This is a genomic window from Cellulosimicrobium funkei, assembly GCF_001019615.1.
Classification (GTDB): domain Bacteria; phylum Actinomycetota; class Actinomycetes; order Actinomycetales; family Cellulomonadaceae; genus Cellulosimicrobium; species Cellulosimicrobium cellulans_E.
In genome coordinates this window covers 14,264-39,289 of the sequence record NZ_JNBQ01000007.1, presented here as the reverse complement: position 1 = coordinate 39,289, position 25,026 = coordinate 14,264, and the positions used below count along the sequence as shown (strand labels likewise).

Annotated in this window: 20 protein-coding genes; 5 read left to right on the top strand and 15 right to left on the bottom strand. The window is 74.4% G+C overall.

The features are described 5' to 3' along the window. Positions 1–7: 7 nt before the first annotated feature. Genes FB00_RS22985 through FB00_RS08675 form a run of 6 tightly spaced genes read right to left on the bottom strand, consistent with a single transcriptional unit; the run spans position 8 to position 7,052 of the window. On the bottom strand, positions 8–1,054 hold the full coding sequence (locus FB00_RS22985) for a DUF4037 domain-containing protein (protein ID WP_047232527.1): 1,047 nt from the start codon (positions 1,052–1,054) through the stop codon (positions 8–10). Positions 1,055–1,101: 47 nt separating this feature from the next. After that, positions 1,102–2,082, bottom strand: a complete 981-nt coding sequence (locus FB00_RS08695; RefSeq protein WP_047232526.1) for an NAD-dependent epimerase/dehydratase family protein — start codon at positions 2,080–2,082, stop codon at positions 1,102–1,104. Beyond that, on the bottom strand, positions 2,079–3,875 hold the full coding sequence (locus FB00_RS08690) for a class I adenylate-forming enzyme family protein (protein WP_052877555.1): 1,797 nt from the start codon (positions 3,873–3,875) through the stop codon (positions 2,079–2,081). The genes FB00_RS08695 and FB00_RS08690 overlap by 4 nt, the downstream gene beginning before the upstream one ends. Continuing rightward, the gene (locus tag FB00_RS08685) at positions 3,872–5,176 is read right to left on the bottom strand and encodes a cytochrome P450 (RefSeq protein WP_231581784.1); all 1,305 of its coding nucleotides are present in this window, start codon (positions 5,174–5,176) and stop codon (positions 3,872–3,874) included. The genes FB00_RS08690 and FB00_RS08685 overlap by 4 nt, the downstream gene beginning before the upstream one ends. Further along, entirely contained in the window at positions 5,173–5,964 is a 792-nt protein-coding gene (locus FB00_RS08680) for a glycosyltransferase family 2 protein (protein ID WP_047232525.1), read from the bottom strand. The genes FB00_RS08685 and FB00_RS08680 overlap by 4 nt, the downstream gene beginning before the upstream one ends. Further along, positions 5,961–7,052 carry a 3-oxoacyl-ACP synthase III family protein gene (locus FB00_RS08675; RefSeq protein ID WP_231581783.1) on the bottom strand — a complete coding sequence of 364 codons (1,092 nt, stop codon included), beginning with the start codon at positions 7,050–7,052 and terminating at the stop codon, positions 5,961–5,963. Before FB00_RS08675 ends, FB00_RS08680 begins: the two co-directional genes overlap by 4 nt. Before the next feature lie 128 nt (positions 7,053–7,180). On the opposite strand from FB00_RS08675, the gene FB00_RS08670 reads away from it, so the two are divergent. Further along, positions 7,181–8,500, top strand: coding sequence for a cytochrome P450 (locus tag FB00_RS08670; protein ID WP_231581782.1), 1,320 nt, complete (start codon positions 7,181–7,183; stop codon positions 8,498–8,500). Between the two features lie 38 nt (positions 8,501–8,538). On the opposite strand, the gene FB00_RS08665 is transcribed toward FB00_RS08670, so the two are convergent. The 4 genes from FB00_RS08665 to ilvD (FB00_RS08650) all read right to left on the bottom strand — a co-directional run bounded on the left by FB00_RS08665 (position 8,539) and on the right by ilvD (FB00_RS08650) (position 14,518). Then, positions 8,539–9,357, bottom strand: coding sequence for a hypothetical protein (locus FB00_RS08665; protein WP_156186346.1), 819 nt, complete (start codon positions 9,355–9,357; stop codon positions 8,539–8,541). A 76-nt stretch (positions 9,358–9,433) separates the two neighbouring features. After that, positions 9,434–10,108, bottom strand: a complete 675-nt coding sequence (locus FB00_RS08660; RefSeq protein WP_047232521.1) for a 4a-hydroxytetrahydrobiopterin dehydratase — start codon at positions 10,106–10,108, stop codon at positions 9,434–9,436. A gap of 80 nt (positions 10,109–10,188) precedes the next feature. Further along, complete coding sequence (ilvD, locus tag FB00_RS08655; RefSeq protein ID WP_047232520.1) at positions 10,189–11,907, bottom strand: dihydroxy-acid dehydratase; 1,719 nt, start codon at positions 11,905–11,907, stop codon at positions 10,189–10,191. Between the two features lie 745 nt (positions 11,908–12,652). Beyond that, positions 12,653–14,518 (bottom strand): dihydroxy-acid dehydratase, encoded by a 1,866-nt coding sequence (gene ilvD / locus FB00_RS08650; protein ID WP_047232519.1) that lies wholly within the window; start codon positions 14,516–14,518, stop codon positions 12,653–12,655. Positions 14,519–14,837: 319 nt separating this feature from the next. On the opposite strand from ilvD (FB00_RS08650), the gene FB00_RS08645 reads away from it, so the two are divergent. Then, positions 14,838–15,443 carry a hypothetical protein gene (locus FB00_RS08645; protein WP_047232518.1) on the top strand — a complete coding sequence of 202 codons (606 nt, stop codon included), beginning with the start codon at positions 14,838–14,840 and terminating at the stop codon, positions 15,441–15,443. Between the two features lie 93 nt (positions 15,444–15,536). Here the strand turns inward: FB00_RS08645 and FB00_RS08640 are convergent, their stop codons facing one another. Then, entirely contained in the window at positions 15,537–17,168 is a 1,632-nt protein-coding gene (locus FB00_RS08640; RefSeq protein ID WP_082141150.1) for a peptide MFS transporter, read from the bottom strand. A gap of 51 nt (positions 17,169–17,219) precedes the next feature. Between FB00_RS08640 and FB00_RS08635 the strand changes: the two genes are divergently transcribed. The 3 genes from FB00_RS08635 to FB00_RS08625 all read left to right on the top strand — a co-directional run bounded on the left by FB00_RS08635 (position 17,220) and on the right by FB00_RS08625 (position 19,562). Continuing rightward, a complete protein-coding gene (locus tag FB00_RS08635) occupies positions 17,220–18,599 on the top strand; it encodes a cryptochrome/photolyase family protein (protein WP_047232517.1) in 1,380 nt (459 codons plus the stop codon). A 109-nt stretch (positions 18,600–18,708) separates the two neighbouring features. Then, positions 18,709–19,077, top strand: coding sequence for an ArsR/SmtB family transcription factor (locus tag FB00_RS08630; protein WP_047232516.1), 369 nt, complete (start codon positions 18,709–18,711; stop codon positions 19,075–19,077). Beyond that, positions 19,074–19,562 (top strand): SRPBCC family protein, encoded by a 489-nt coding sequence (locus FB00_RS08625; RefSeq protein ID WP_047232515.1) that lies wholly within the window; start codon positions 19,074–19,076, stop codon positions 19,560–19,562. Before FB00_RS08630 ends, FB00_RS08625 begins: the two co-directional genes overlap by 4 nt. A gap of 162 nt (positions 19,563–19,724) precedes the next feature. Here FB00_RS08625 and allB read toward each other — a convergent pair whose 3' ends face one another. The 4 genes from allB to FB00_RS08605 all read right to left on the bottom strand — a co-directional run bounded on the left by allB (position 19,725) and on the right by FB00_RS08605 (position 24,704). Beyond that, the gene (allB, locus tag FB00_RS08620; protein ID WP_047232583.1) at positions 19,725–21,089 is read right to left on the bottom strand and encodes an allantoinase AllB; all 1,365 of its coding nucleotides are present in this window, start codon (positions 21,087–21,089) and stop codon (positions 19,725–19,727) included. A 42-nt stretch (positions 21,090–21,131) separates the two neighbouring features. Next, positions 21,132–22,907: a glyoxylate carboligase gene (gene gcl, locus FB00_RS08615; protein WP_047232514.1), complete on the bottom strand. Its 1,776-nt coding sequence runs from the start codon at positions 22,905–22,907 to the stop codon at positions 21,132–21,134. A gap of 43 nt (positions 22,908–22,950) precedes the next feature. Beyond that, complete coding sequence (locus FB00_RS08610; protein ID WP_047232513.1) at positions 22,951–23,835, bottom strand: 2-hydroxy-3-oxopropionate reductase; 885 nt, start codon at positions 23,833–23,835, stop codon at positions 22,951–22,953. Positions 23,836–23,897: 62 nt separating this feature from the next. Continuing rightward, positions 23,898–24,704, bottom strand: coding sequence for a hydroxypyruvate isomerase family protein (locus FB00_RS08605; RefSeq protein WP_047232512.1), 807 nt, complete (start codon positions 24,702–24,704; stop codon positions 23,898–23,900). Positions 24,705–25,026 lie beyond the last annotated feature (322 nt).

Here is a 25,026-nt window from a genome sequence, read left to right as displayed (position 1 = left end):
TCTCGGGTCACGGGGTGGTCGTCCCAGCCTGCCGGACACCGCGCGCCGCGGCGACGCGACGGCCGGGGTCCGTGAGTACGTCGACGTCGTCGACCCACTGCTCGACCGTCCCGACGCCCGGTGGCAGCGCCCGCACCACCGGGTCCTGGATCGCGGACGTCACCGCGGCGGCCACCGGCCCGAGCCCCCGGAAGGGCCGGTCGAAGAACGGGACGACGACGTCGGTCACGGTCGGGAGGCCCACCGCGCCCTGGAGGTCGTGCAGGGTCTCCAGACCCCGGCACAGCGCCACCTCGCGGGACCTCCAGTCGTCGGCCGCGAGCGCGGCGGCGAGGTCGGGCGCGGCGGCGGCGGCGCGCGGGAGCGTGGCGAACGCCGTCCCGAACCACTTCCCGTACGGCGGCCAGCGCCGCTCGAGCAGGAACCCGAGGTGCATCGCGACGCGCACGAGCCGGGCGGCGACGACGCGCGACCCGAGGTCGTCGCCGCGCTCCGCCGTCCGGCCGACGAACGGCAGCTCCTGCCCGATCCGCGCCCAGTCGACGGCGACCGCGTACCGCCACAGGTCGGCCGGGTACCAGGCGAGGCGGTCGCGCGCCGCGGTGACCCGACCGTCGGTGTCCGCGAAGACGGGACCCGCGGTGACCTCGAGCACCGCCTGACCGGTGAGCGCGAGCCAGTCGTCCAGGCTGAGCGGGCGCGTCGCGTCGAGTCCCAGGCGGGACGTGGTGAAGCCCGACGGCGACGCGACCTCGACCTGGTGCGGACCGTGCGGGCTCCACGTGGTCGGGAACCGGGTCGGGTGACCGGCGAACGTGCCAGGGAGCGCCGCATCGAGCAGCGCGTCGACCTCGTCGACCATCGGCTCGTCGACCAGCAGCGTCAGACGCAGGCCCCAGTCGTGGTCGCGCGACGTCGCGTCGTCGAGCCCCAGGACGTCGGACCCGCTCCCGAGGCGTCCCGCCGCGTGCGGCAGACCGGGCCAGCGGCCGAGCACGATCGGCCCGACGACCTCGTCGTAGTAGCGCCGCGCGAGGTCGGTCCCGGTCTCCACCCGGGCAACCTAGCGGGTCGGCGTCACGACACCCAGGGCTTTCGCCGCTACCACCGCTCGGCCCCGACGAAGCTCGTGGGAGCCGGCTCGACCCCGAGCACGTCGCGCAGGACCGTGAGGTCGTAGGTGCGTTCCATCGCGAGGTGGCTCAGCGCGTACCTCGTGAGGCGCGGCGGCTCGGGCCGTCGCAGCCAGCGCGCGACCGTCTCGACCGCGCCCGCCATCGCCCACGCGGGGCGGACCGGGACGGCGACGACACGGACGGCGGTGCCGCGGCGGCGCAGCGCCTCGGTGAGCGCGTCGCGCAGCACGACCGGCTCGGCGTCGGCGACGTTCGCGACGAGCAGCCCCCGGGTCGGCACTTCTCCGCGGCCAGGCGCACGGGCGGCGTCGTCGGGCAGCGCGACGGCGGCGCGCACCGCGGCGAGCAGCGTGTCGACGTGCGTCAGCGACTGGAGCGCGCCGCCCCCTCCGGGCAGGACGAGGCGTCCGCGCCGCACGGCCGCCTCGATCCGCGGGAGCAGCGTCGTGTCTCCTGGGCCGTAGACGGCGTGCGGGCGCAGCACGACGACGGCGCCCCGGTCGGGGTGGTCCGAGGCGTCGCGGGCCAGCGCGCGCTCGGCCTCCGCCTTGGTCGTCCCGTAGGCGTCGAGGTACCGGGCGACAGGAGCCTCCTGCTCGCGGGCGCGCACGCTCGGGGCGTACGGGTCGTACACGCTGCCGGACGACACGTGCACGAACCGCGCGCCCGGGAACGTGTCGCGCACCGCGAGCGTCCCGCCGACGTTGGTCGCGCGCGCGACCTCGAGCGCGCACCAGTCGGACACGGCGGCACCCGAGTGCACGACGGCGTCCACCGCGGGCGGGTCGGCGAGCGGACCGGCGGTGAGGTCCCACGCGAGGTGCCGGGCGCCCGGGATCCCCGGGTCGCGGCGGGAGGACGTCCAGACCTCGTGGCCGTCGGCGACGAGACCGCGTGCGACCGCTCCCCCGACGAACCCCGACGCCCCGGTGACGACGATCCTCACGCGCGGGCGCCGTGGGTGTCCCGGCCGACGGCGGTCGGCTCGGCGTGCACGAACGGCGCGGCGGCGCGGGAGAGCGCCGCACGGTCGGGCTTGCGCGAGCGACCGGCGAGCGGGACGCGGTCGGCGTGCAGCACGACGTCGGGCAGCGCGTCGTGGTCGAGCACGCCCGGCAGCGCGGCCCGCACCCGGTCGACGAGCGGGTGGTGCGGGTCGAGGCGGACCGCCGACCCGCCGTCGGACCGTGGACCGCGCCCGGTGGCCCCATCCGGCCGAGGGTCACCCGTCGCCGGGTCACCCGTCCCCGCCGTGACGACCAGCGCGACCCGCTCGTCGCCGTCCACCTGGGGCACGCCCACGAGCAGCGCCTCGCCGACGCCGTCGAGCGCCGCGACGCGCGGCTCGTACAGGCCGGGGTAGATGTTCGTCGTGCCGCGGATGATCATGTCTCGCGTGCGGCCGACGAGCACGAGCCGCCCGGTGTCGTCGACGCGCGCGAGGTCGCCGGTACGGTGCTCCGCGGCCCGTGCGCCCAGGCCACGCGCGGGCGCGTCGAGGTCGTGCAGGTAGCCCGCCATGAGCGACGGCCCGGACAGCACGAGCTCCCCGACGACGATGTCGTGCCCGGGCCCGCCGGGGGCGTCCTGGCCGTCCTCGGGCCCCTCGCCCTCGACCGGGTCGAGTCGCGCGACGGTACCGGGCAGCGGTGCGCCGACCAGGTCGCCGTCCCCCGCGTACGCGAGCTTCTCGCGCGCCTCGACCACCGCGACCGGCAGGATCTCCGTCATCCCGTACACCGCGACCCAGCGCGTCCCGGGCAGCACGCGCGTCGCGCGCTCCAGCAGCGCACGCGTCACGGGCGCCCCGCCGACGAGCGCGACGCGCGGCCCGCGCGCGGGCACCGTCCCGTCCTCGACCGCGTCGAGCAGCGCCGTGACGTCCGCCGGCACGAGGTAGGTGCCCGCGGCGCCGTCGAGCTGGCGTGCGAACGTCGCGATGTCGCGACCCGGCGGGTCGGCGGGCACGGACCACGTGGCGCCCGCGAGCAGCGCGGGGACACCGAGCAGCATCTGGTCGGTGTGCACGACGTCGCCCGGTGCGAGCTCGAACACGTCGCGCAGCAGGTCGCACCCGGCGAGCAGGGACCCGGCCGTGTGCACGACGGCCTTGGGCTGCGCCGTCGTACCGGACGTGAAGACGGTCAGGGCCTCACGGTCCGGGTCGAGCGACGGCAGCGCCGCGTGGGCGACAGGACCCGCGGCGAGGCGGCGCGCGGCGCGCGAGCCGCGCGGCACCCCGGGGAGCCACGGACCCGCGTGCACGTGCCGCAGCGGCAGGCTCGCGTAGTCCGGCAGCAGCAGGCCGCGCGAGCGGGCCAGACGGCGCAGCGGCCCCCGCGACACCGCGTACAGCAGCGACTCGGTGGTCGCGAGCGACGGCCCGGCCGCGCCCACGCGCGCCGTGAACAGCTCGGGGGTCGAGCCAGGGTCGACGAACACGATCGTGCCGCCCGCACGGACGACGCCGAACGCGAGCACGACGCCCGCCGGCCGAGGGCGCACCGAGAACAGCGCCCGGTCGCCGGGCGCGAGACCGTCGGCCGCGAGCGCCGTCGCGGTCGCCTCGACGCGGTGCGCGAGGTCGGCGTACGTGACCTCCTCGCGCACGCGTGCGCCGCGGCGTCCGGGCCGCGTCCAGCGTCGGAGCGCGACGGCCCCTTCGGACACGTGGCCGGGGGCGCCCCGCTCGAGGATCGGGCCGAGCAGGTGGCCGGCCACGTCGTCGGGCGCGGTCACGCCGCCTCCCCTGCTTGCGACACGGCCGATCCCGCGACCGGGCGCGTGGCCGCACCCGACGCGCGCGCCCCGCCGTCGGCCGGTCGCACGACGAGCGAACGGTACGCGGGGATGAGCACGCCGCGCGCGACGGCACGGTCGACGACCTCGACGCTGCGCCCCGCGGCCGCGACGGGGCGCAGCGCGTCCAGCACCGCGTCGACCTGAGCCATGGCGAGCGGCATGCCGAGGCAGAAGTGCGGGCCGGCGCCGAACCACAGGTGCCGCACGGCCGGGTCGACGGGGGCGTCCGGGTCGAAGGGGCCTGCGTCCTTGCAGCAGGAGATCGTCGCGATCACGACCCGGTCCCCCGCGCGGACGCGGACGTCGCCCACGGTCGCGTCGGTGCGCACCGAGCGCAGCATCGCGGGCGTCGGCGCCGTGACGCGCAGCGCCTCCTCGACGACGCGCCCGCGCAGCGCCGCGGCCTCCGGTCCGGCGCCGGGGTCGGCCGCGAGGAGCCGGTCGAGCCAGCCGGTGTCCGCGGTGAGCGCGACGAGGCGTGGCACGAAGGACTGGATGGTCTCGGTCCCCGTGAGGACGAACGCGCCGACCGCGCCCATCGCCTCGTCCTCCGAGAGCCCGAGCTCGCGCATGCGACCGGGGACGGTCGCGGGGTCGCCCGCGCGGTAGGCGTCGCGGGCCGGGGCGGACAGCCGCGCGAGGACGGCGCGCGCGTGCCGCACCTGCGCGGGCGTGAGGCTGCGCCGGTGCAGCCGCACGAGCCCGACCACGGACTGCGCGGCCGTCATCGCCTCGCGCACGGCGGCGTCGGTGGGCGGCAGCCCGGTCATGGCACAGATGACGGTGCCCGCCATGGTCGCGGTCTCCGCGACGAGGTCGACGCGCTCGCCCGCGAGCAGGCGCGGGGCGAGCCCCGCGAGGACGTCGGGGACGCTCACCGCGACGAGCTCGCGCACCGCACGGGGCGTGAACAGTCCGGACAGCGCCCGGCGCAGGCGCGCGTGGTCGGCGCCCTCCATGTTGAGCAGCACGGACGGGCCGAGCACGGGCGTCCAGAGGTCCGACGGCGACCCCGGGCCCACCTTGGTGAAGCGCTCGGTGTCGAGCAGCACGGCCCGCGCGGTAGCGGCGTCGGACACGACCACCCCGATGCCGGGGACGCGCACGACCGGACCGCGGTGGCGCAGGGCCCGGATCGCGGGGTAGACGAGCGGGTGCGCCCCGCGCTGGACGCGCTCCTCCCAGCGCATCGCCGCGGCGAGCCCGGTGGGCGCGGGCGCGAGCGTCGTCCCGGTCACCGGATGTCCACGACGTCGGGCCGGTAGCGGTGGTCGGCGTACCAGCCGAGCGTGCGGACGAGGCCCCAGGCGTGCGCCCGGCGCGCCGACGCGAGCACGACGACCTCGCGGTGCGCCCCGTACCGCCGCGTGAGGCGACGCACCGCGTTGACGAGCGCCCGATCCTCGTGGACGTCCTCGATCGCCGTGCGCGGAAACCCGCCCGCGGCCACGTAGAGCTCGGCCGTGATCGCCAGGTTGCAGCCCGGCGCCATGACGTAGGGACCGAGGTAGGACGGGTCCTGGTTGCCGGGCCGGAACCGCCCGAACGTGCTCGCGACGCTCACCGCCGCCGACAGCACGCCCTGCTGGACGCGCGAGACCGGCCGGTCGTCCGTCCGCGCCACGAGCCGGCCGGCGACGAGGTCGTGCCCGCTCGCGAACGCGGCCCGCACGCGCCGCGTCCAGTCCGGCAGCGGGAGGCAGTCGGCGTCCGTGCGCGCGAGGTGCGTCGCCCCCTGCTCGATCGCCGCCCGCATCCCCGTGTCGGCCGCGGCGCCCGTGCCCTTCTGCGGCTCGTCGACCACGCGCCACCGCGTCATGCCCCACGCCGCCGCCGTCTCCCGGACGAGGTCGCCCGTGCCGTCCGACGACCCGTTGTCCACGACGACGAGGTCGAAGTCGGTGTCCTGCTGGTCGCGCAGCGCCTCCAGCGTCGCGACGATCCCGTGCGCCTCGTCGCGCGCGGGCACGACGACCGCGAGCCGCTGCGGGCTCGCGACGTGCCGCGTGAACCGCCGCGCGGTCACAGCCGCACCACCGTCGCGCCGATGCTGATGCCGCCGGCGAGCCCGACGAGCACGACGACGTCCCCCGGCCCGACCCGGCCGGTCTCCAGCGCCGTGGCGAGCTGCAACGGGAGCGTCGCGGAGGCGACGTTGCCGTGGTCGGCGACGGTGACGAGCGTGCGGCCGGTCGGGAGGCCGAGCGCGGCGTGCACGTCGTCGAGGTAGGCGACCGCGACCTGGTGGACCGCGACGAGCGCGACGTCGTCCCACCCCAGGCCCGCGCGACCCAGCGCGTCGAGGACGACGCCCGGTCCCAGGGCGAGGAACGCGTCGCGCAGACGCGACCCGTCGATCTCGAAGTACGTCCGCTCGAGGTCGCGCGGGTGCGCCGTGCCGCCGCCCGGGAGCATGCCGACGTCCCAGTGCGCCGACTCCGCACCGAACGCGCTCGCGAGGATGCCGCGCGGCGCGGGCACGCCGTCCGCGTCGCGCGCCTCGGCCTCGACGGCGGTGGCGCGGCGCACGAGGACGGCCGCGCCGGCGTCGGACATCGTGTAGCCCGGCGCGGAGAGCAGGTACGTCGCGCGGTCCGGGACGTCCCAGCGCACCGCGCGCGACGGCGCCTCACCCGACGCGATCAGGACGGTCGCGTAGCGCCCGGTGCCGATGAGCGCCTCCGCGACCTCGATCGCGTTGAGCACCGAGTTGCACGCGTTCTTGACGTCCATCACCGGTGCGCGGACGCCGAGCTTCGCCGCGACGATGTGGCTCGTCGCCGGCTCGACCATGTCCTGGCTGGCCGAGGCGAAGAGGAGCAGGTCGACGTCGTCGGTCGCCAGCCCCTCGGTCGCGAGCAGCTTCTCCGCGGCCGCGACCGCGAGGTCGGACGCGTCCCAGTCGTCCGGGAGCACATGGACCTGCCGCACGCCCGTGAGGCGCGAGACCATCGGCACGCGCGGCGCCGCGCCCGGGTTGCGCGCCGCGAGGGCGCGCTCCGCCTCGCGCACGTCGACCGTGCGCTCGGGCAGGTGGACCCCGACGGCGGCGAGCACAGCCGTCGGGGGCGCGAGGGGCGGGCGGGACGCCGTCCCGGCGGGGTTGTCTGGCACGCGCGACACAGTAGCCAAGCAGACCCGCTCCGACGGCGGTCGTCCACAGGATCCGATGGGGTGAACTGCCCATCCGCAGATCGCGGTGCGCGCCCCCGGGCGGGCTCGGCGTGCGCCACACTGACCCGGTGACTGCGACCACGACCGCGCCGGTGACCACCCGCGAGCGACGCCGCGCCCTGCCCACGACCCGGCGCGAGCTGCAGGTGCTCGCCGCTGCGCGGCCCGCGATGGCCGGCGTCCTGCTCGCGGGCGGAGCGCTCGCCGGAGCGCGCGAGGGCGGCGGCCTGCGGAAGGTGCCCGGGCTGGGCTGGGTGACCGCGGACCCGACCGTCGGGCGGCGCATCCTCACCGACCACCGGCACTTCACGATCGTCGGCGAGGGCGGGGTCGGGCACCTGTGGGCGCAGATCCTCGGCGACTGGGTCCTCGACCTGTTCGACGGCCCGGGCCACCACGACCTGCGCACGCGCTCGCGCGAGCTCTTCACGGAGGCGAGCGCGGCGGCGCTCGTCGACGGCGCGTGGTCCGTGGCGCTCGACGACGCTCGCCGGACCCTCGCGGCGGGCGGGACGGTCGACGTGGGCCGGCTCGCCCGCGTGCTCGTGGGGCGGATGATGATCTCCCTGCTCGGCATCCCGACGCTCGGCGGGAGCGCCGCTCCCGACGGCGCGAGCGCCGTCGTCCCCGGGGACGACGACGCGCTCGTGGCCTTCGCGACGGGCGAGCGCCTCGCGTCGATCGCGCTCGGCAGCGCCGGCTCGACCTACCTGTCGCCGGAGCAGGTCACCGCGGCGCAGGCGATCGTCGCCGAGCTGACCCGGGGCGTTCCCGACGGCTGGCGCCACGCCCCCGCCGACCGCCTGCTCGGCCGGTGCCGCGAGCTCGGCCTCGGGCTGGAGGAGACCACAGGGCTCGCGAGCCTGCTCATGGTGGCGGGCACCGAGACGTCGGCGTCCGCGATGTCCCGCACCACGGCGCTCCTGATCGACACGCGCGAGCAGCACCGCCTGCTGCGGCTCATGGCCGACGAGCGCGCGCACCCCGTCGAGCGCGCCGCGGGCGAGCCCGACGTCGTCGAGAACGCGGTGCGCGAGGGGCTGCGCGTGACCAGCCCGGCGTCCGTCATCGGGCGCGGCGTGTCCGCCGACGTCGAGGTCGCGGGCCGCACGCTGCGCGCCGGGGAGCGCGTCATGATCCTCACGTGGGCCGCGAACGTCGCCGCCGGACCGTTCCGCGCCGACCGCCCCTACGTGCGCGAGACCCGGCAGCTCTGGTTCGGCGCGGGCCGTCACCTGTGCCTCGGGGCGGCGCTCGCGCGCGCCGAGATCGCCGCGCTGCTGCACGCGCTGTGGGACGACGGCCTGCCCCTGCAGATCGTGTCCCGCCGGGCCAAGCGGCGCGTGCTCGTACCGGGGTACGACGAGCTCGTCGTCGCGCGCGCCTGACGCGGCGCGGCCCGAGCCGCGACGCCCAGCGCTGGTCGTCAGCCGTGCGGGGTCACGCTCCAGGTGCCCGCGGTCTTCACGGCCAGGACGCCGGGCAGCACGAGGTCGAACGTCTCGGTGAACGCCTCGGTGTCGCCGACCACGCGCGACGCCTCGCGCGTGACGCCGAAGTACCGGCCCTGGAACGAGTCCTCCGGCCCGGCAGGGGCCCACGACACCTCAGAGCTCGACGCCGTGCCGTCCAGCCGCAGGACCGTCGACCCCGTGCCCGACTGCGCTCCGGTGACGGGCGGGAGGTCGTTCCAGCTCTCGAACCGCACCGACCACTCCCTCGGCGTCTCGAGCCAGATCGACTGCTGCGGCGCGGAGTCCTCGAACACGTCCATGAGGTACGAGCCGGTCGCCTCGCCGAGCGTGCCGGGGTACGGGGTGACGCCCGTGGGCGCCATGAACGCCCGCGTGTCGGCGCACTCGCCGCAGTCGAGGTGCACGACGACGGCGAAGTCGCCGTCGCGCACGAACGTCACCTCCGCGCTCCCCGTGCCGCTCGCCGCGGCAGGCGAGCCTGCCGCGACCGTGCCCGCGTCGACCGCCTGCGCCGGAGGCTCGGTCGGTCGGTCGGCGAGTGGGTCGACCGCCTCGTCGGTCGGGTCCTCCGACGGCTCGGTCACGTCCGTCGCGTCGTCGGTGACCGACGGGCTCGGCGCGTCGGCAGGCGTCGTCGACCCGGGCCCCGGCTCCGTGGCGGTCGAGCACGCTCCGAGCGCGACGACACAGGCAGCGGCGACGAGCACGGGCACGACCGACGGCGCGATCGGGCGACGACGACGCGGGGACCTCGCGGGACGGGCTGTCATGGGACCAGCGTCGCAGGCCACGAGCGCACCGCCCTCACCCGTCTCACACCCGCTCCCCCGGCGCCTCGGGACGTCGTCAGTCGCGCGACTGCCACGTGCACACGCACGCCTCGTTGCCCTCGGCGTCGGCCAGGACCCAGAAGGCGGGCGCGCGGCGGTCGGACACGAGGTGCCCGCCCGCGGCGATGGCCGCCGTCACGCGCGCCTCGGCGACGTCGTGCGGCACCGTCACGTCCACGTGGATCCGGTTGCGCTGCTCGCGCGGCGCGTCCATCTGCTGGAACCAGAACGCGGGGGCATGGGTCGTCGGGTCCCGGAGCTCGGGTGCGGGCAGCTCCGGGGAGCCCTCGTCGAACCCGAGGACCGCACGCCAGAACGGCTGCACCGCCGTCCCGACGAGCGTGTCGATCGCGATCTCGAGGTCCTGCACCGCCGTCGGGTCCGCGACGAGGTCGAGCTCTCGCGCCGCGGCGGAGATCTGCCGGGCGAGCGCGACGTCGCGCGCGCTGACGCCTCCGACGTCGTGCGAGGTCAGCCGGACCGTCACGGTCCCGTAGCGCAGGTCCACGTCCGGGTGGTGGTTCACCGCCTCGGCGAGCTCGCCGATCGCGTCGACCAGCTCCACCCCCGCGGTGAACGAGCCCGTGCGGAACAGCGTCTGCACCGTCCTGAGGATGACCCGCCAGTCCTCGACGCCGTCGCTGTCGTGGAACTGCCGCGCGGTGATGCGGTCGTCGGCGGTCTCGGTCATGACGGTCCTCCGGTCTGCGTCGCTGCGGCGGGGTGCGACACCACGCTAGTGCGCCCCTCCCCCGCCCGCGCGCCCCGGGGTCACTCGAGGATCGCGCCGCGCGACGCGGACTGGACGAGCTTGGCGTACTTCGCGAGCACGCCGCGCGTGAACGTCGGGGGCAGCGGCGCCCAGCCGTCGCGCCGGGCGGCGAGCGTGTCGGCGTCGACCAGCAGGTCGAGCGTCTTGTTCGCGACGTCGAGCCGGATCGGGTCGCCGTCGCGCACGAACGCGATGGGGCCGCCGTCGACCGCCTCGGGCGCGACGTGCCCCACGCACAGGCCGGTCGTCCCGCCGGAGAACCGGCCGTCGGTCAGCAGCAGGACGGTCTTGCCGAGCCCGGCGCCCTTGATGGCGCCCGTGATCGCGAGCATCTCGCGCATCCCCGGACCACCCTTGGGGCCCTCGTACCGGATGACGACGACGTCCCCGTCGGTGATCGTGCCGTCCTCCAGGGCGTCGAGCGCCGCGCGCTCGCGCTCGAAGACGCGCGCGGTGCCCTCGAACACGTCCTCGTCGAACCCGGCGGACTTCACGACGGCTCCCTCGGGCGCGAGCGACCCGTGCAGGATCGTGATGCCGCCCGTGTGGTGGATCGGGTTGTCGAGGGCCCGCAGGATCTTGCCGTCCGGGTCGGGCGGGTCGATGTCGGCGAGGTTCTCCGCGACCGTGCGGCCCGTGACGGTGAGCGCGTCGCCGTGCAGCAGCCCGGCGTCGAGAAGTGCCTTCATGACGACCGGAACGCCACCGATGCGGTCGACGTCGTTCATCACGTAGCGCCCGAACGGCTTGAGGTCGCCGAGGTGCGGCACGCGGCTCGCGACGCGGTCGAAGTCGGCGAGCGTGAGGTCGACCTCGGCCTCGTGCGCGATGGCGAGCAGGTGCAGCACCGCGTTGGTCGAGCCGCCGAACGCCATGACGACGGCGATCGCGTTCTCGAACGCCTCCTTGGTCATGATGTCGCGCGCGGTGATCCCCAGCCGCAGCAGGTTGACGACGGCCTCGCCCGAGCGGTGCGCGAACGCGTCCCGACGGCGGTCCGCCGACGGCGGCGCCGCCGACCCCGGCAGCGACATGCCCATCGCCTCCGCGACCGACGCCATCGTGTTCGCCGTGTACATGCCGCCGCACGCGCCCTCGCCGGGGCAGATCGCGCGCTCGATGCGGTCCACGTCCTCGCGGCTCATGAGCCCGCGCGCGCACGCGCCGACCGCCTCGAACGCGTCGATGAGCGTGACGTCCTTCTCCGTGCCGTCGGAGAGCTTGACCCAGCCCGGCATGATCGAGCCCGCGTAGAGGAACACGCTCGCGAGGTCGAGCCGTGCGGCGGCCATGAGCATCCCCGGGAGGGACTTGTCGCACCCGGCGAGCAGGACCGTCCCGTCGAGGCGCTCCGCCTGGACCACCGTCTCGACCGAGTCCGCGATGATGTCGCGGCTCACGAGCGAGAAGTGCATCCCCTCGTGGCCCATGGAGATCCCGTCCGAGACGGAGATCGTCCCGAACTGCAGCGGGTACCCGCCGCCCGCGTGCACGCCCTCCTTGGCGCCCTGCGCGAGCCGGTCGAGCGACAGGTTGCACGGCGTGATCTCGTTCCACGAGCTCGCGATGCCGATCTGCGGCTTGGCGAAGTCCTCGTCGCCCATCCCGACGGCGCGCAGCATCCCGCGCGACGCCGTCGCCTCCAGGCCGTCCGTGACCTGGCGGGAACGAGGCTTGAGGTCGGGTCCGGCGTCCGTGCGCGGGGTCTGCCCAGTCATGCCCCCACTCTAGGAACCCACCCGCGCCCCGGCGAGGTAGAACGGTGGTTTCTCGTGCCCGACGGCGCGTGGTCGGCGTGGGTGGCCGTGGTGCTGCTGCCCGACGGCACGTGGTCACCCTGGGTGGTCGGGTTGGGTGGTGGTGCCGCGTCTACCATCCGCCGCTCGTTCCTCGCGGCTCCCGCCAGACCCGCCACGACGCGGCACCACCACCCAACCCGCCCTACTCCGTCTCGCCCTGGTCGTCGCGCACCCGGGCGACCTCCCGCGGAATCGGTCTCGCCGGGATCTTCCCGCTGCCGCATCCGGTCGCCGCAGGGCGCTGCCGCACACCGCAGCGCTGTGCCGCAGGTCACGGTCGCAGGTCGTGTCGTTGTCGCGCGCCGCTCTGGACGTCGCGACGTCACGCCGAGCAGGTCTCAGGGGGTCGTCCAGCGTGACCGACGAGCCACGTCACCTGTTCGGCCTGCCGGGACCGCGGTCGGCCTGTCGCCAGGCGATGGTGTGCCGACGGCTGAGCGGTGGGGGTGGGCTCGGATGCGAAGGGGCGTCAGAGCGGCGCTCCTAGAACCCACGGCCGAAGGACTCGGGGTGACGGCGCCGCAGCCCGAGCACCGAGGCCACCCGCGCCGCGGACCCGACCCGCGGGCTTGGGAGCGAGCGCACACCGCCGGCCCGGCCCCACAGGGCCGAGACCCGACGACGGGCCCGTACCTCACGAGGTGCGGGCCCGTCGTCGTCGGGATCAGCGGCTGCGCTTGATGAGCGACACGTCGCGGACGGCGCCGCGGTCGGCGGACGTCGCCATGGCGGCGTACGCCTGGAGCGCCGGCGAGACGTAGCGGTCGCGGTCGACCGGCTGCCACGGGTTCTCGCGCGCCTCCATCTTGGCGCGACGCTCGGCGAGCACGTCGTCGGGGACGTTGAGGCGGATGAGGCGCGTGTCGACGTCGATCTCGATCTCGTCGCCGTCCTCGACGAGGCCGATGACGCCGCCCGCGGCGGCCTCGGGCGAGACGTGGCCGACGGAGATGCCCGACGACCCGCCGGAGAAGCGGCCGTCGGTGATGAGCGCGGTCACCTTGCCGAGCCCGCGACCCTTGATGAACGACGTCGGGTACAGCATCTCCTGCATGCCCGGGCCGCCCGCGGGACCCTCGTAGCGCACGACGACGACGTGCCCCGGCTCGACCTGCTTGGTGAGGATCTTCTCGACCGCCTCGTCCTGCGACTCGCAGACGAGCGCCTTGCCGACGAAGTGGAAGACGTCCGGGTCGACCCCGGCAGTCTTGAACACGGCACCGTCCTCGGCGAGGTTGCCGCGCAGCACGGCGAGGCCGCCCTCGACGGTGTACGCGTGCTCGAGGTCGCGGATGCAGCCGTTTGCGGCGTCGGTGTCGAGCGACTCCCAGCGGTTCGACGTCGAGAACGCCTGCGTGGTGCGCACTCCCCCGGGCGCCGCGTGGAACAGCTCGATCGCCCGCTCGGTCGCCTTGCCGCCCCGGACGTCCCAGTCGTCGAGCCAGGCGCGCAGCGTCGGCGTGTGGACGCTCGTGACGTCGTGGTCGAGCAGGCCCGCGCGGTCGAGCTCGCCGAGGAGGGCGGGGATCCCGCCGGCGCGGTGCACGTCCTCCATGTGGAAGTTCGGGTGGTTCGGCGCGACCTTGGACAGGCACGGCACCTGGCGGCTGATGCGTTCGATGTCGGTGAGGTCGAAGTCGACCTCACCCTCCTGCGCCGCGGCGAGGATGTGCAGCACGGTGTTGGTCGAGCCGCCCATGGCGACGTCGAGCGCCATGGCGTTGGAGAACGCGGCCTTGGTCGCGATCGAGCGCGGCGCGACGGAGTCGTCCTCGTCCTCGTAGTAGCGCTTGGCGAGGTCGACGATTGTGCGGCCGGCCTCGAGGAAGAGCTCCTTGCGCGCGGCGTGCGTGGCGAGGGTCGAGCCGTTGCCCGGCAGCGACAGGCCGAGCGCCTCGGTGAGGCAGTTCATGGAGTTCGCGGTGAACATGCCCGAGCACGACCCGCACGTGGGGCACGCGTTCTCCTCGACCTGCGCGAGCGCGGCGTCGGACACGTCGTCGTCCGCCGAGTAGTTGATCGCGTTGACGAGGTTGAGGGGGGTCTTGGCGACGCCGTCGGCGATGACCGCCTTTCCGGCCTCCATGGGGCCGCCGGACACGAAGATCACGGGGATGTTGAGCCGCAGGGCCGCGTTGAGCATGCCGGGCGTGATCTTGTCGCAGTTCGAGATGCACACGAGCGCGTCGGCGCAGTGCGCGTTGACCATGTACTCGACCGAGTCGGCGATGAGGTCGCGGCTCGGCAGCGAGTAGAGCATGCCGCCGTGGCCCATCGCGATGCCGTCGTCGACGGCGATCGTGTTGAACTCCTTGGAGACGCCACCGGCCTCGCGGATCGCCGACGCGACGAGGTCGCCCATGTCCTTGAGGTGGACGTGGCCGGGGACGAACTGCGTGTACGAGTTCGCGATCGCGATGATCGGCTTGCCGAAGTCCTCCGAGCCCATGCCGGTCGCGCGCCAGAGGGCGCGGGCGCCGGCCATGTTGCGGCCGTGGGTGGACGTCCGGGAGCGCAGGGGGCGGCTCATGTCGGTTCAGCTCCTTCGACGGGTGGCCGCGGCCGATCCTCCGGCCGCCGGGTCACATTACGCCTGCCGGCGACCGGACGAACCGGGCGTCCGTCTCGTGGTCGTCGGGCTACGTACGCGGAGTCCCTACCCACTGAGGGATCTCCACCTAAACGTTACGTAAGGGTTGAACCGCCGCAGGTCGTCCTGCCACCGTGGACGAGCACGGCACGGCCAGGGCGCTCGGCGACGCCTCGACGGAGAGCGACACCGCGCAGGGGCAGCAGGCCAGGCCCGGGCACCGACCCGATCTCAGATCCCGTTCCCGAGGGGGCACCTCATGTCCACGTCCACCACGCGCACGACCTCACCGCCCGACGCGTCGTCCGGGGCCGCTCCCGGCGCCACCGCCCCGGCGGCGCCCGGCCTCGTCGCCCAGGACGCCGTCGTCACGCGCTCCTCCGCCCGGCACGCCCTCGCGCTCGCCCGTCTCGGCGGCGCCGTCGTCTTCCTCTGGCCCTTCGCCGACAAGCTCGTCGGCCTCGGCTACGCGACGCCGCGCGAGCGCGCGTGGCTCGCGGGTGCCGCCCCGGCGCAGGGCTACCTCGAGCACGGGGTCCAGGGCCCGCTCGCGGGGACGTTCACCGCGATGGCCGGCCCGGTCACCGACTGGCTCTTCATGCTCGGGCTGCTCGGCGTGGGGCTCGCGCTCCTGCTCGGGATCGGCCTGCGCGTGGCCGCGGTGAGCGGCGCGCTGCTCTTCGGGATGCTCTGGCTCTCGCAGTGGCCGTTCACGCCCGGGTCGAACAACCCGGTCGTCGACCAGCACGTCCTCGTGGTGCTGCTCCTCGTCGTCCTCGCCACGACGCTCGCGGGCGACACCTGGGGGCTCGGACGTCGCTGGGCCGCGCTGCCCCTGGTCCGCCGGGCGCCCTGGCTGCGCTGACAGCAGGACGCCGGGCCCGGAACCGCGCGAGGTCGCAACGGCGCGGCCTCGCGCGCCCCGGGTCGCGGTGCGCACGTCGGAAGCGCTGCCCCGTCAGGCCCCGGCGGTGTGCGCGCCCTCGAGCTCGTCGGCGTGCCGGATGTGCCGCGTGACCCATGGCGCGAGCGCGAACAGCGCGAGCGCGAACACGAGCGTCACGGCGCCGATGCTGCCGAAGTACGCGGTGTCCGACGCCCCCTCCGTGACCTGCACGACCTGCGCCGTGATGGCCTGCCCGGCCGCGGGCGCGAGGAACCACAGGGCCATCGCCTGGGAGCGGAACGCCTTGGGCGCGAGCAACGTCGTCGCGGCGAGGCCGACCGGCGAGAGGCACAGCTCGCCGAGCGTCTGGATCACGTAGACGAGCACGAGCACCCACGACGGCGCCTTGCCGTCGCCGACGACCGCGGACGCGACGGCGAGGAAGAGGAACGAGACCGACGCGAGCGTGAGGCCGATCGCGAACTTGTTGGCCGTCGTCGGGCGGTCGCCGGTCTTGAGCCAGATCCACGCGAACACCGGCGCGAGGACGATGATCGACAGCGGGTTCACCGACTGGAAGAACTCGGGGCTGATGCCGACCCCGAAGAACGTGAGGTCCGTCCGGTCCTTGGCGAACGCCGAGAGCGTCGTCGCGGCCTGCTCGAAGATCATCCAGAAGAGCATCGCCGCGACGAACAGCGGGATGTACGCGATGACGCGGGGCCGCTCGGCGTCGGTCACGCGCGGCGAGCGGTACATGACGATGAAGTACGCGATCGGCGCGAGGAACGCGAGGTAGGACATCGTGTCGATGAACGTCGAGATGTCGAAGCCGCCGGCCACCAGGACCGCGATCAGCCCGACGAGCACGACGCCCGCGGCGATGAGCAGGAAGATGCGCGCGATCTTCGCCCGCTCCTCGGGGCGCACGGGGTTGGGCACGTGCGCGCCTGCCTCGCCGAGGTAGCGGCGGCCGGCGACGAAGAACACGAGCGCGACGGCCATGCCGACCGCCGCCACGGCGAACCCGGCGTGGTAGCCGCCCCAGGCACGCGCCGCCCCGACGAGGAACGGCGCGATGAACGACCCGAGGTTGATGCCCATGTAGAAGATGGAGAAGCCCGAGTCGCGGCGCGGGTCGTCGCGCGCGTAGAGCTCGCCGACCATCGAGGACACGTTGGGCTTGAGCAGGCCGGTCCCGAGCGCCACCATCGCGATGCCGGCCATCGAGAAGCCCGTGCCGGGGACCGTCAGGCTCACGTGCCCGGCCGCGATGATGATCCCGCCGTACAGGACCGAGCGCCGCGAGCCGATCACGCGGTCCGCGAGCCAGCCGCCGACGACCGAGAGCAGGTACACGCTCGTGCCGTAGATCGACACGAGCGCGAGCCCGGTCGTCTCGTCGATGCCGAGACCGCCGTTCGCCACGGTGTCCGTGAGGTAGAACAGCAGGATCGCGCGCATCCCGTAGTAGCTGAACCGCTCCCACAGCTCCGTGGTGAAGAGCGTCAGCAGGCCGCGCGGGTGCCCGAAGAACGCGTGGTCCCCCTCGATCGCCCCGGCCGCCGGTCCCTCGGCCGCCCCGACACCGGCCGCGGTACCCGAACCGAGGGGTGGTGCGCCCGGGTCCGGCTCGGTGCGCGCCTCGCGACCGAGCGCGCGGCGCCGGGCGTCGTCCTTCCCCTGCGGGTCGTCACCGTCCATCCTGCGATGCTCCCACCGGCGTGCGCGGCAGGCGACCGTTAGCGTGGCCGGATGCCGACGCTCTGGTGGTGCCGCCGCGACCTGCGCCTCGCCGACAACCCGGCCCTCGCAGTGGCCGTCGAGACCGCCCGAGAGGCCGGCGACGACGTCGTCGCGCTCTACGTGCTCGACCCGCGCCTCTGGGGCGCCGCAGGCGACCCGCGCCGCGCCTACCTCGCGCGGAGCCTCGCCGCGCTCGACGAGGCGACGGGCGGCAGGCTCGTCGTCCGGCACGGCGACCCGCGCGTGGTCGTGCCCGCCCTCGCACGCGAGGTGGGCGCCGAGGAGGTGCACGTCGCGGGGGCGTACGAGCCCTACGGTGTCGCGCGGGACGAGGCGGTCGAGCAGGCGCTGACCGACGGCGGCGCGCGCCTCGTGCGCACCGGCTCGCCCTACGCCGTCGCACCCGGGCGCGTGCTCACGCGCACCGGGACCCCGTTCCAGGTCTTCACGCCGTTCCGCGACGCGTGGGTCACGCACGGGTGGCGCGACCCGGTGCCGCGCCCGCGCGACGCGCCGTGGGCGTCGCTGCGGTCCGACGGCGTCCCGGACGACCCGGGGACCGACGCCCGGCTCCCGGCCGCGGGCGAGGCGGCCGCGCGCCGGCGGTGGCGGGACTTCCTGGCGGACCACCTCGCGGGCTACGCGACCGAGCGCGACCGCCCGGACCGGCCCGCGACGTCGGGCATGTCGATCCCGCTCAAGTGGGGCGAGCTCCACCCCCGGACCCTCCTCGCGGACGTGCGGAGCGCCCTGCACGACGGGCTCGCGCCGTCCGACGACGCGCTCGCCTACCGCTCGGAGCTCGCGTGGCGCGAGTTCCACGCGGACGTCCTGTTCCACCACCCGGGGGCCGCGCGGCGGTCGCTGCGCACGGTCGTGCCCGACGACGCGTGGGCGACCGGGGCGGACGAGGACCGGTACCTCGCGGCCTGGGCGGCCGGGCGCACCGGCTACCCGCTCGTCGACGCGGGGATGCGCCAGCTCCTCGGCGAGGGGTGGATGCACAACCGCGTGCGGATGGTGGTCGCGTCGTTCCTCGTCAAGGACCTGCACGTGCGGTGGCAGCGCGGCGCGGCGCACTTCATGGCGCACCTCGCGGACGGCGACGTCTCCCAGAACCAGCTCAACTGGCAGTGGGTGGCCGGGACGGGCCGGGACGCCGCGCCGTACTTCCGCATCTTCAACCCCGTCACGCAGGGCAAGAAGTTCGACCCCGACGGCACCTACGTGCGCCGCTGGGTGCCGGAGCTGCGGGGCGTCGAGGGCCGGGCGGTCCACGAGCCGTGGACGCTGCGCGAGCAACCGGCCGGGTACCCCGAGCGGATCGTGGACCACGCCGTCGAGCGCAAGGTCTCGCTCGACGACTTCGAGCGCGCACGACGGACCTGACCTTCTTATCAACCACGGGGTTGACGAGCCCCGGAGGCAGGCGTAACGTCTTAGTCAACCGAACAGTTGACTATCGGACGTCGCGCGCGGCGCCCGACGAGGAGGTCCCGTGACGGCCGACCCGCTCTCGCGCGTGTTCTCGGCGCTGGCCGACCCCACGCGCCGCGACATGGTGGCCCGGCTCGCGTCGGGTGACGCCAGCGTGGGCGAGCTCGCCCGGCCGTACGACATGTCCGTCCAGGCCGTGTCCAAGCACCTGCGCGTGCTCGAGGACTCCGGACTGGTGACCCGCACGACGGACGCCCGACGCGCCCCCGTGCACCTCGAGGCGGAGGTCTTCGACCTCATGACGAAGTGGATCGAGCGCTACCGGCGCGAGGCGGAGGACCGCTACCGCCGCCTCGACGACGTCCTGCGCGACCTGCCCGACCCGGCGGCCGCACCCGAGAACGACCCGACGACAGGAGCAGCACCATGACCACCACCGGCACCCACGAGACCGAGATCGTCGTCCCGAAGGACCTCCCGATCGTCCGCATCGTGCGCGAGTTCGACGCGCCCGCGGCGAAGGTCTTCCGCGCCCACCTCGACCCCGAGCTGTTCGCGCGCTGGAACGGCCCGCGCTACCTCACCCAGCGCAACGAGCACTGGGACGTGCGCACGGGCGGCGCCTACCGCTACGTCCAGGTGGACCCCGACGGCAACGAGTACGCGTTCTTCGGCAGCGTCCACGAGGTGCGCCCGGACGAGCTCATCGTCCAGACCTTCACGTACGAGGGGTTCCCCGACGGTGTCTCGCTGGACCGCCTCGTGTTCGAGGACCTGCCCGACGGCCGCAGCCGCCTCACCGCGACGTCGCTCGTCGACTCGATCGAGGGTCGCGACAGCTTCGTCGCGAGCGGCATGGAGGTCGGCGTCCGCGAGGGCTACGAGCAGCTCGACGAGCTCCTCGCGGAGTCCTGACCCGCACACCCGCGCCCAGCCGAGCGAGATCGGGGCGGCACCCACCAGCGGTGCCGCCCCAGGCGTGCCACCGGCCCGGGTCCTCGTCGACCCGGACCGTGGCGCGCCTCGGGGGTTTCCCGTGCCCGACCCCCGCGGTCGGGCACGGGAGTCTTCAGCCCCTCACGCCTCGCCGCGCGCGAGGAGGCGGCCCGTGGGGCGGTCGAACGTGATCTCCTCGCCCCGCAGGTACGTCGCGACGACGGCGCCCGAGAGCGCGCGGTCGGCGTACGGCGTGATGGGGTTCTTGTGGTGCAGGGCCTTCGGGTCGACGACGAACGCCGTGTCCGGCTCGACGACCGCGAGGTCGGCGTCGAACCCGAGCGCGATCGAGCCCTTGCGCTGGAGCCCCGCGATGCCGGCCGGGCGCGACGACATCCACTCGACGACGCGCGCGAACGGCACGCCCCGCGTCCGGGCCTCGGTCCACACGATCGCGAGACCGAGCTGGAGCGACGAGACGCCGCCCCACGCCGTCCCGAAGTCCCCCGTGTCGAGGTCCTTGAGGTCGGGCGTGCTCGGGGAGTGGTCGGAGACGATGCAGTCGATCGTGCCGTCGAGCAACCCCTCCCAGAGCAGCTCGCGGTTGTCGATCTCCCGGATGGGCGGGCAGCACTTGAACTGCGTCGCGCCGTCCGGGATCTCCTCGGCCGCGAGCGCCAGGTAGTGCGGGCACGTCTCGACCGTGAGCCGCACGCCCTCGCGCTTCGCGCTCCGGATCATCGGCAGCGCGTCCGAGCTCGACAGGTGCAGCACGTGCGCGCGCGCCCCGGTCCAGCGCGCCGCCTCGATCACCGCGGCGATCGCGACGTTCTCCGCGCCGCGCGGGCGCGACGCGAGGAAGGTGTCGTAGTGGTCGCCGTGCGGGGTGGGCGCCCGCTCGATCGCGCGCGAGTCCTCGGCGTGCACGAGCATGAGCCCGTCGAAGTCGGCCAGCAGGCGCAGGTCGGCCTCGAGCTCGTCGGGCTCGAGGTACCCGAACTCCTCGACGCCCGAGTGCAGCAGGAAGCACTTGAAGCCGAACACGCCCGCGTCCCACAGGGGCCGCAGCTCGTCCGCGTTGCCGGGCACGGCGCCGCCCCAGAACCCGACGTCGACGAACGCCTGGTCGCGCGCGACCTTCTGCTTGGTCTCGAGCGCCTCGACGTCGACCGTCGGCGGGATCGAGTTGAGCGGCATGTCGACGATCGTCGTCACGCCGCCCGCGGCGGCGGCCCGCGTCGCGGACGCGAACCCCTCCCACTCGGTGCGCCCGGGCTCGTTGACGTGCACGTGCGTGTCCACGAGGCCGGGGACCAGCACCTGGTGCGGCTCCAGCTCGACGACGCGTGCGCCGTCGAGCCCCGCGCCCAGGGGCTCGATCGCCCGGACCACTCCCCCGCTGACCCCGACCTCGCGCGGCTGCTCGCCCGACGCGACGAGCACGCGCTCGCCCCGCACGACGAGGTCGTACTCGTGCTCGCGACCGCTCACCTCACCCGCGCTCATCGCGTCCTCCTCCATGTCGTCTGCTCCTCCGGTGCGGCACGCTCAGTCGAGCAGCGCGACGGCGGTCGGCGCGTCGTCGGCCGAGATCGCGAGGTCCTCGAACTCGTTGACCCCCGTGAGCTCGACGCCCATCGCGATGTTCGTCACGCGCTCGAGGATGACCTCGACCACGACCGGCACGCGGAACTCGGCGGCCATGCCCTGCGCCTTGGCGAACGCGTCGCCGAGCTCGTCGGGGTCGGTCACGCGGATCGCCTTGCAGCCCAGGCCCTCGGCCACCTTGACGTGGTCGACGCCGTAGCCGCCCACCTCGGGCGAGTTGATGTTCTCGAACGACAGCTGGACGTGGTAGTCCATGTCGAACGCGCGCTGCGACTGCCGGATGAGGCCGAGGTAGGAGTTGTTCACGACGACGTGCACGTACGGCAGGTTGAACTGCGCGCCGACGGCGAGCTCCTCGATCATGAACTGGAAGTCGTAGTCGCCCGAGAGCGCGACGACCGGCTCGTCCGGCACGGCCTTCGCGACGCCGAGCGCCGCCGGCCCGGTCCAGCCGAGCGGGCCCGCCTGGCCGGCGTTGATCCAGTGCCGCGGCTGGTACACGTGGAGGAACTGCGCGCCGGCGATCTGCGAGAGCCCGATCGTCGTGACGTAGCGGGTCTCGGGGCCGAACGCCTTGTTCATCTCCTCGTACACGCGCTGCGGCTTGATGGGGATCTCGGTGAAGTGCGTCTTGCGCTGGAGCGTGCGCTTGCGCTCGGCGCACTCGGCGGCCCAGCCGGAGTAGTCGCGCGCCTGCCCGGCGTCGCGGCGCTCGCGTGCGACCTCGACGAACAGCTCGAGGGCGGCCCTCGCGTCGGAGACGATGCCGTAGTCGGGCGCGAACACGCGCCCGATCTGCGTCGGCTCGATGTCGACGTGGACGAAGGTGCGGCCCGCGCGGTACGTGTCGAGGCCGCCCGTGTGACGGTTGGCCCAGCGGTTGCCGATCCCGAGCACGAAGTCCGAGGCGAGCAGGTTCGCGTTGCCGTAGCGGTGCGACGTCTGGAGCCCGGCCATGCCGGCCATGAGCGCGTGGTCGTCAGGGATGACGCCCCAGCCCATGAGCGTCGGGATCACGGGGACACCCAGCGTCTCGGCGAGCTCGACGAGCAGGTCCTCGCCGCCCGCGTTGACGATGCCGCCGCCCGCGATCAGCAGGGGGCGCCCGGCCGCGAGCAGCAGGTCGATCGCCTTCTCCGCCTGCGCGCGCGTCGCCGTCGGGCGGTGCACGGGCAGCGGCTGGTACGTCGCCGGGTCGAACTCGATCTCCGCGAGCTGCACGTCGATCGGCAGGTCGATGAGCACCGGGCCCGGGCGGCCCGAGCGCATGAGGTGGAACGCCTGCTGGAAGACCTGCGGCACCTGCCCGGCCTCGAGGACGGTCTTGGCCAGCTTGGTCACCGGAGCGGCGATGCTCGCGATGTCGACGGCCTGGAAGTCCTCCTTGTCGAGCTTGGCGACCGGCGCCTGGCCCGTGATGCAGAGCATCGGGATCGAGTCGGCCCACGCGGCGTAGAGGCCGGTGATCATGTCGGTGCCCGCGGGGCCCGACGTGCCGATGCAGATGCCGATGTTCCCCGGCTTCGCGCGGGAGTAGCCGTCGGCCATGTGCGACGCGCCCTCGACGTGGCGGGCGAGCACGTGGTCGATGCCGCCGTGCGCGCGCATCGCGGAGTAGAAGGGGTTGATGGCGGCGCCGGGCAGGCCGAACGCCTGGGTCGCGCCCTCGATCTCGAGGATCGCCACTGCGGCGTCCACCGCACGCATACGAGGCATGGTTTCTCTCCTTGCTGGAGGTGACGTCGTCGTCAGGGGAAGGTCAGGAGGCGTCGCGGCCGGACAGGCGCTCGACGCCGCGGAACAGGCCGGAGTGGTCGAGGCCGCCGTCGCCGTTCGCGCGGGCGGAGGCCATGAGCTGGGCGACGAGGCCGCCGAGCGGCGCGACGACGCCCGCCTCGCGGGCCGCGGCGGTGACGATGCCGAGGTCCTTGTGGTGGAGCTCGATCCGGAAGCCGGGGCCGAAGTCGCGGTCGAGCATCTTGCGCGCCTTCTGGTTCAGCACGGCCGAGCCCGCGAGGCCGCCGCCGAGGACCTCGATCGCGGCCTCGGTGTCGACGCCGTATGCCTCGAGGAAGACGACCGCCTCGGCGAGCGCCTGGATGTTCGCGGCGACGATGAGCTGGTTCGCGGCCTTGACCGTCTGGCCGGAGCCGTTCGGGCCCACGTGCACGACCGTCTTGCCGACGACGTCGAGGAACGGCTTGGCCGCCTCGAAGTCCTCGGGCATGCCGCCGACCATGATCGACAGCGCGGCGTTGATCGCGCCGGGCTCACCGCCCGAGACGGGGGCGTCGACGATGCGCAGTCCCGCGTCCGTCGCCTGCCGCGCGAGCGCGACCGTGACGTCGGGACGGATCGACGAGAAGTCGATGACGAGCGCGCCGGGCTTGGCGTTCGCGAGGACGCCGTCGTCGCCGGTGAGAACGGCCTCGACGTCGGGCGAGTCGGGGACCATGATCGCGACGACGTCGGCGCCGGAGACGGCGTCGGCGACCGACTCCGCCGCGCGACCGCCGGCCGCGACGAGCGGCGCGGTCTTCTCGGGGCTGCGGTTGTAGCCCGCGACGTCGTGCCCGGCGTCCTGCAGGTGGACGGCCATGGGGCTGCCCATGATGCCGAGTCCGATGAAGGCGATGGAGGCCATGGTGTGCTCCTCTGGGTGGTTCGGGTCGGGGGTCTGTGTCGGGGGCGGACGACCGCGGAAGGTCAGCGCTCGGCAGCCGGGAGCCACGCGAACGGGTCGGCGGCCTCCGTCTTGTACTCGAGGCCGATCCAGCCGTCGTAGCCGCCGGTCCGCAGCTCCTTGGTCCAGCGGTCGATCGGCAGGTCGCCCGTGCCGGGCTCGCCGCGCCCGGGGGCGTCGGCGATCTGCACGTGGGCGATGCGCCCGCGGTAGGTCGAGAGCGCCGCGTCGACGTCGTCGCCGTTGACGGACAGGTGGTAGACGTCGAACAGGAGACCCAGGTTCGTCTCGCCGTGGTCGGCCGCGACCCGGTCGATGACGCGCACGGCGTCGGCGGCGGTCTTGAGCGGGTAGGCCGGGGCGCCGCTCACGGGCTCGACGAGCACCGTGCCCCCGATGCGCCCGACGGCCCGGGCGGCGAGCGCGAGGTTCTCGGCCCCCAGCGCGTCCTGCGCCTCGGGCGTCTCGCCCTCCTGGCGGTTGCCGTAGAGGGCGTTGAACGCGCGGCAGCCGGTGCGCTCGCCGATCGTGGTGACGACGTCCAGGTTCGCCCGCAGGTCGGCCGAGCGTGCGGGCCACGACACGAGGCCGCGGTCTCCGCCGGGCATGTTGCCGGCGTCGAAGTTGAGGCCCGTGAGCTGGACGCCCGACGCCTCGATCGCACCGACGAACGCGTCGACCTCGTCCTGCGCCGGCGTGGGCGACGCGAACGGCCACCAGAACTCGACACCGCGGAAGCCCGCGGCCGCCGCGGCGGCCGGCCGCTCGAGCAGCGGCAGGTCCGTGAGCAGGATCGAGCAGTTGACGGTGTAAGTCGGTGCGGGGCTCATCGTCGTCTCCCTGGGTCCGTCCGCGTCTCGCGACCTTGCGATTCCATTCTGCGGAACTTTTCTTCTGCTGTATGGAAGTGTAGGCATGCTCGTCGCGGAGCGTCAACCGTCTCTGCAGCCTCGGTGCGGGAAAGCGTCCACGGTTCGCGCCTCTTCCCAGGTCCGACGCTCCACGGGAGCCGTCAGCAGGGGCCGTACGAGGTGTGCGAGGCTGACGCCGCTCCCGGACTTCAGGCGCCGACACTGCCGACCGATCGACGAGGGATGCGACGATGGCCTTTGGCCCACGCGATGCTCGGATCCGCTTTCTCACGGCGCACGA

Excerpts from the sequence above, each read along its gene's own strand:
- FB00_RS08635 (WP_047232517.1), top strand. The coding sequence starts at position 17,220 with ATGCCGACGCTCTGGTGGTGCCGCCGCGACCTGCGCCTCGCCGACAAC.
- FB00_RS08665 (WP_156186346.1), bottom strand. The coding sequence starts at position 9,357 with ATGACAGCCCGTCCCGCGAGGTCCCCGCGTCGTCGTCGCCCGATCGCG.
- ilvD (WP_047232520.1), bottom strand. The coding sequence starts at position 11,907 with ATGACTGGGCAGACCCCGCGCACGGACGCCGGACCCGACCTCAAGCCT.
- allB (WP_047232583.1), bottom strand. The coding sequence starts at position 21,089 with ATGAGCGCGGGTGAGGTGAGCGGTCGCGAGCACGAGTACGACCTCGTC.
- FB00_RS08640 (WP_082141150.1), bottom strand. The coding sequence starts at position 17,168 with ATGGACGGTGACGACCCGCAGGGGAAGGACGACGCCCGGCGCCGCGCG.
- FB00_RS08625 (WP_047232515.1), top strand. The coding sequence starts at position 19,074 with ATGACCACCACCGGCACCCACGAGACCGAGATCGTCGTCCCGAAGGAC.
- FB00_RS08660 (WP_047232521.1), bottom strand. The coding sequence starts at position 10,108 with ATGACCGAGACCGCCGACGACCGCATCACCGCGCGGCAGTTCCACGAC.
- FB00_RS08645 (WP_047232518.1), top strand. The coding sequence starts at position 14,838 with ATGTCCACGTCCACCACGCGCACGACCTCACCGCCCGACGCGTCGTCC.
- ilvD (WP_047232519.1), bottom strand. The coding sequence starts at position 14,518 with ATGAGCCGCCCCCTGCGCTCCCGGACGTCCACCCACGGCCGCAACATG.
- FB00_RS08610 (WP_047232513.1), bottom strand. The coding sequence starts at position 23,835 with ATGGCCTCCATCGCCTTCATCGGACTCGGCATCATGGGCAGCCCCATG.
- FB00_RS08605 (WP_047232512.1), bottom strand. The coding sequence starts at position 24,704 with ATGAGCCCCGCACCGACTTACACCGTCAACTGCTCGATCCTGCTCACG.
- gcl (WP_047232514.1), bottom strand. The coding sequence starts at position 22,907 with ATGCCTCGTATGCGTGCGGTGGACGCCGCAGTGGCGATCCTCGAGATC.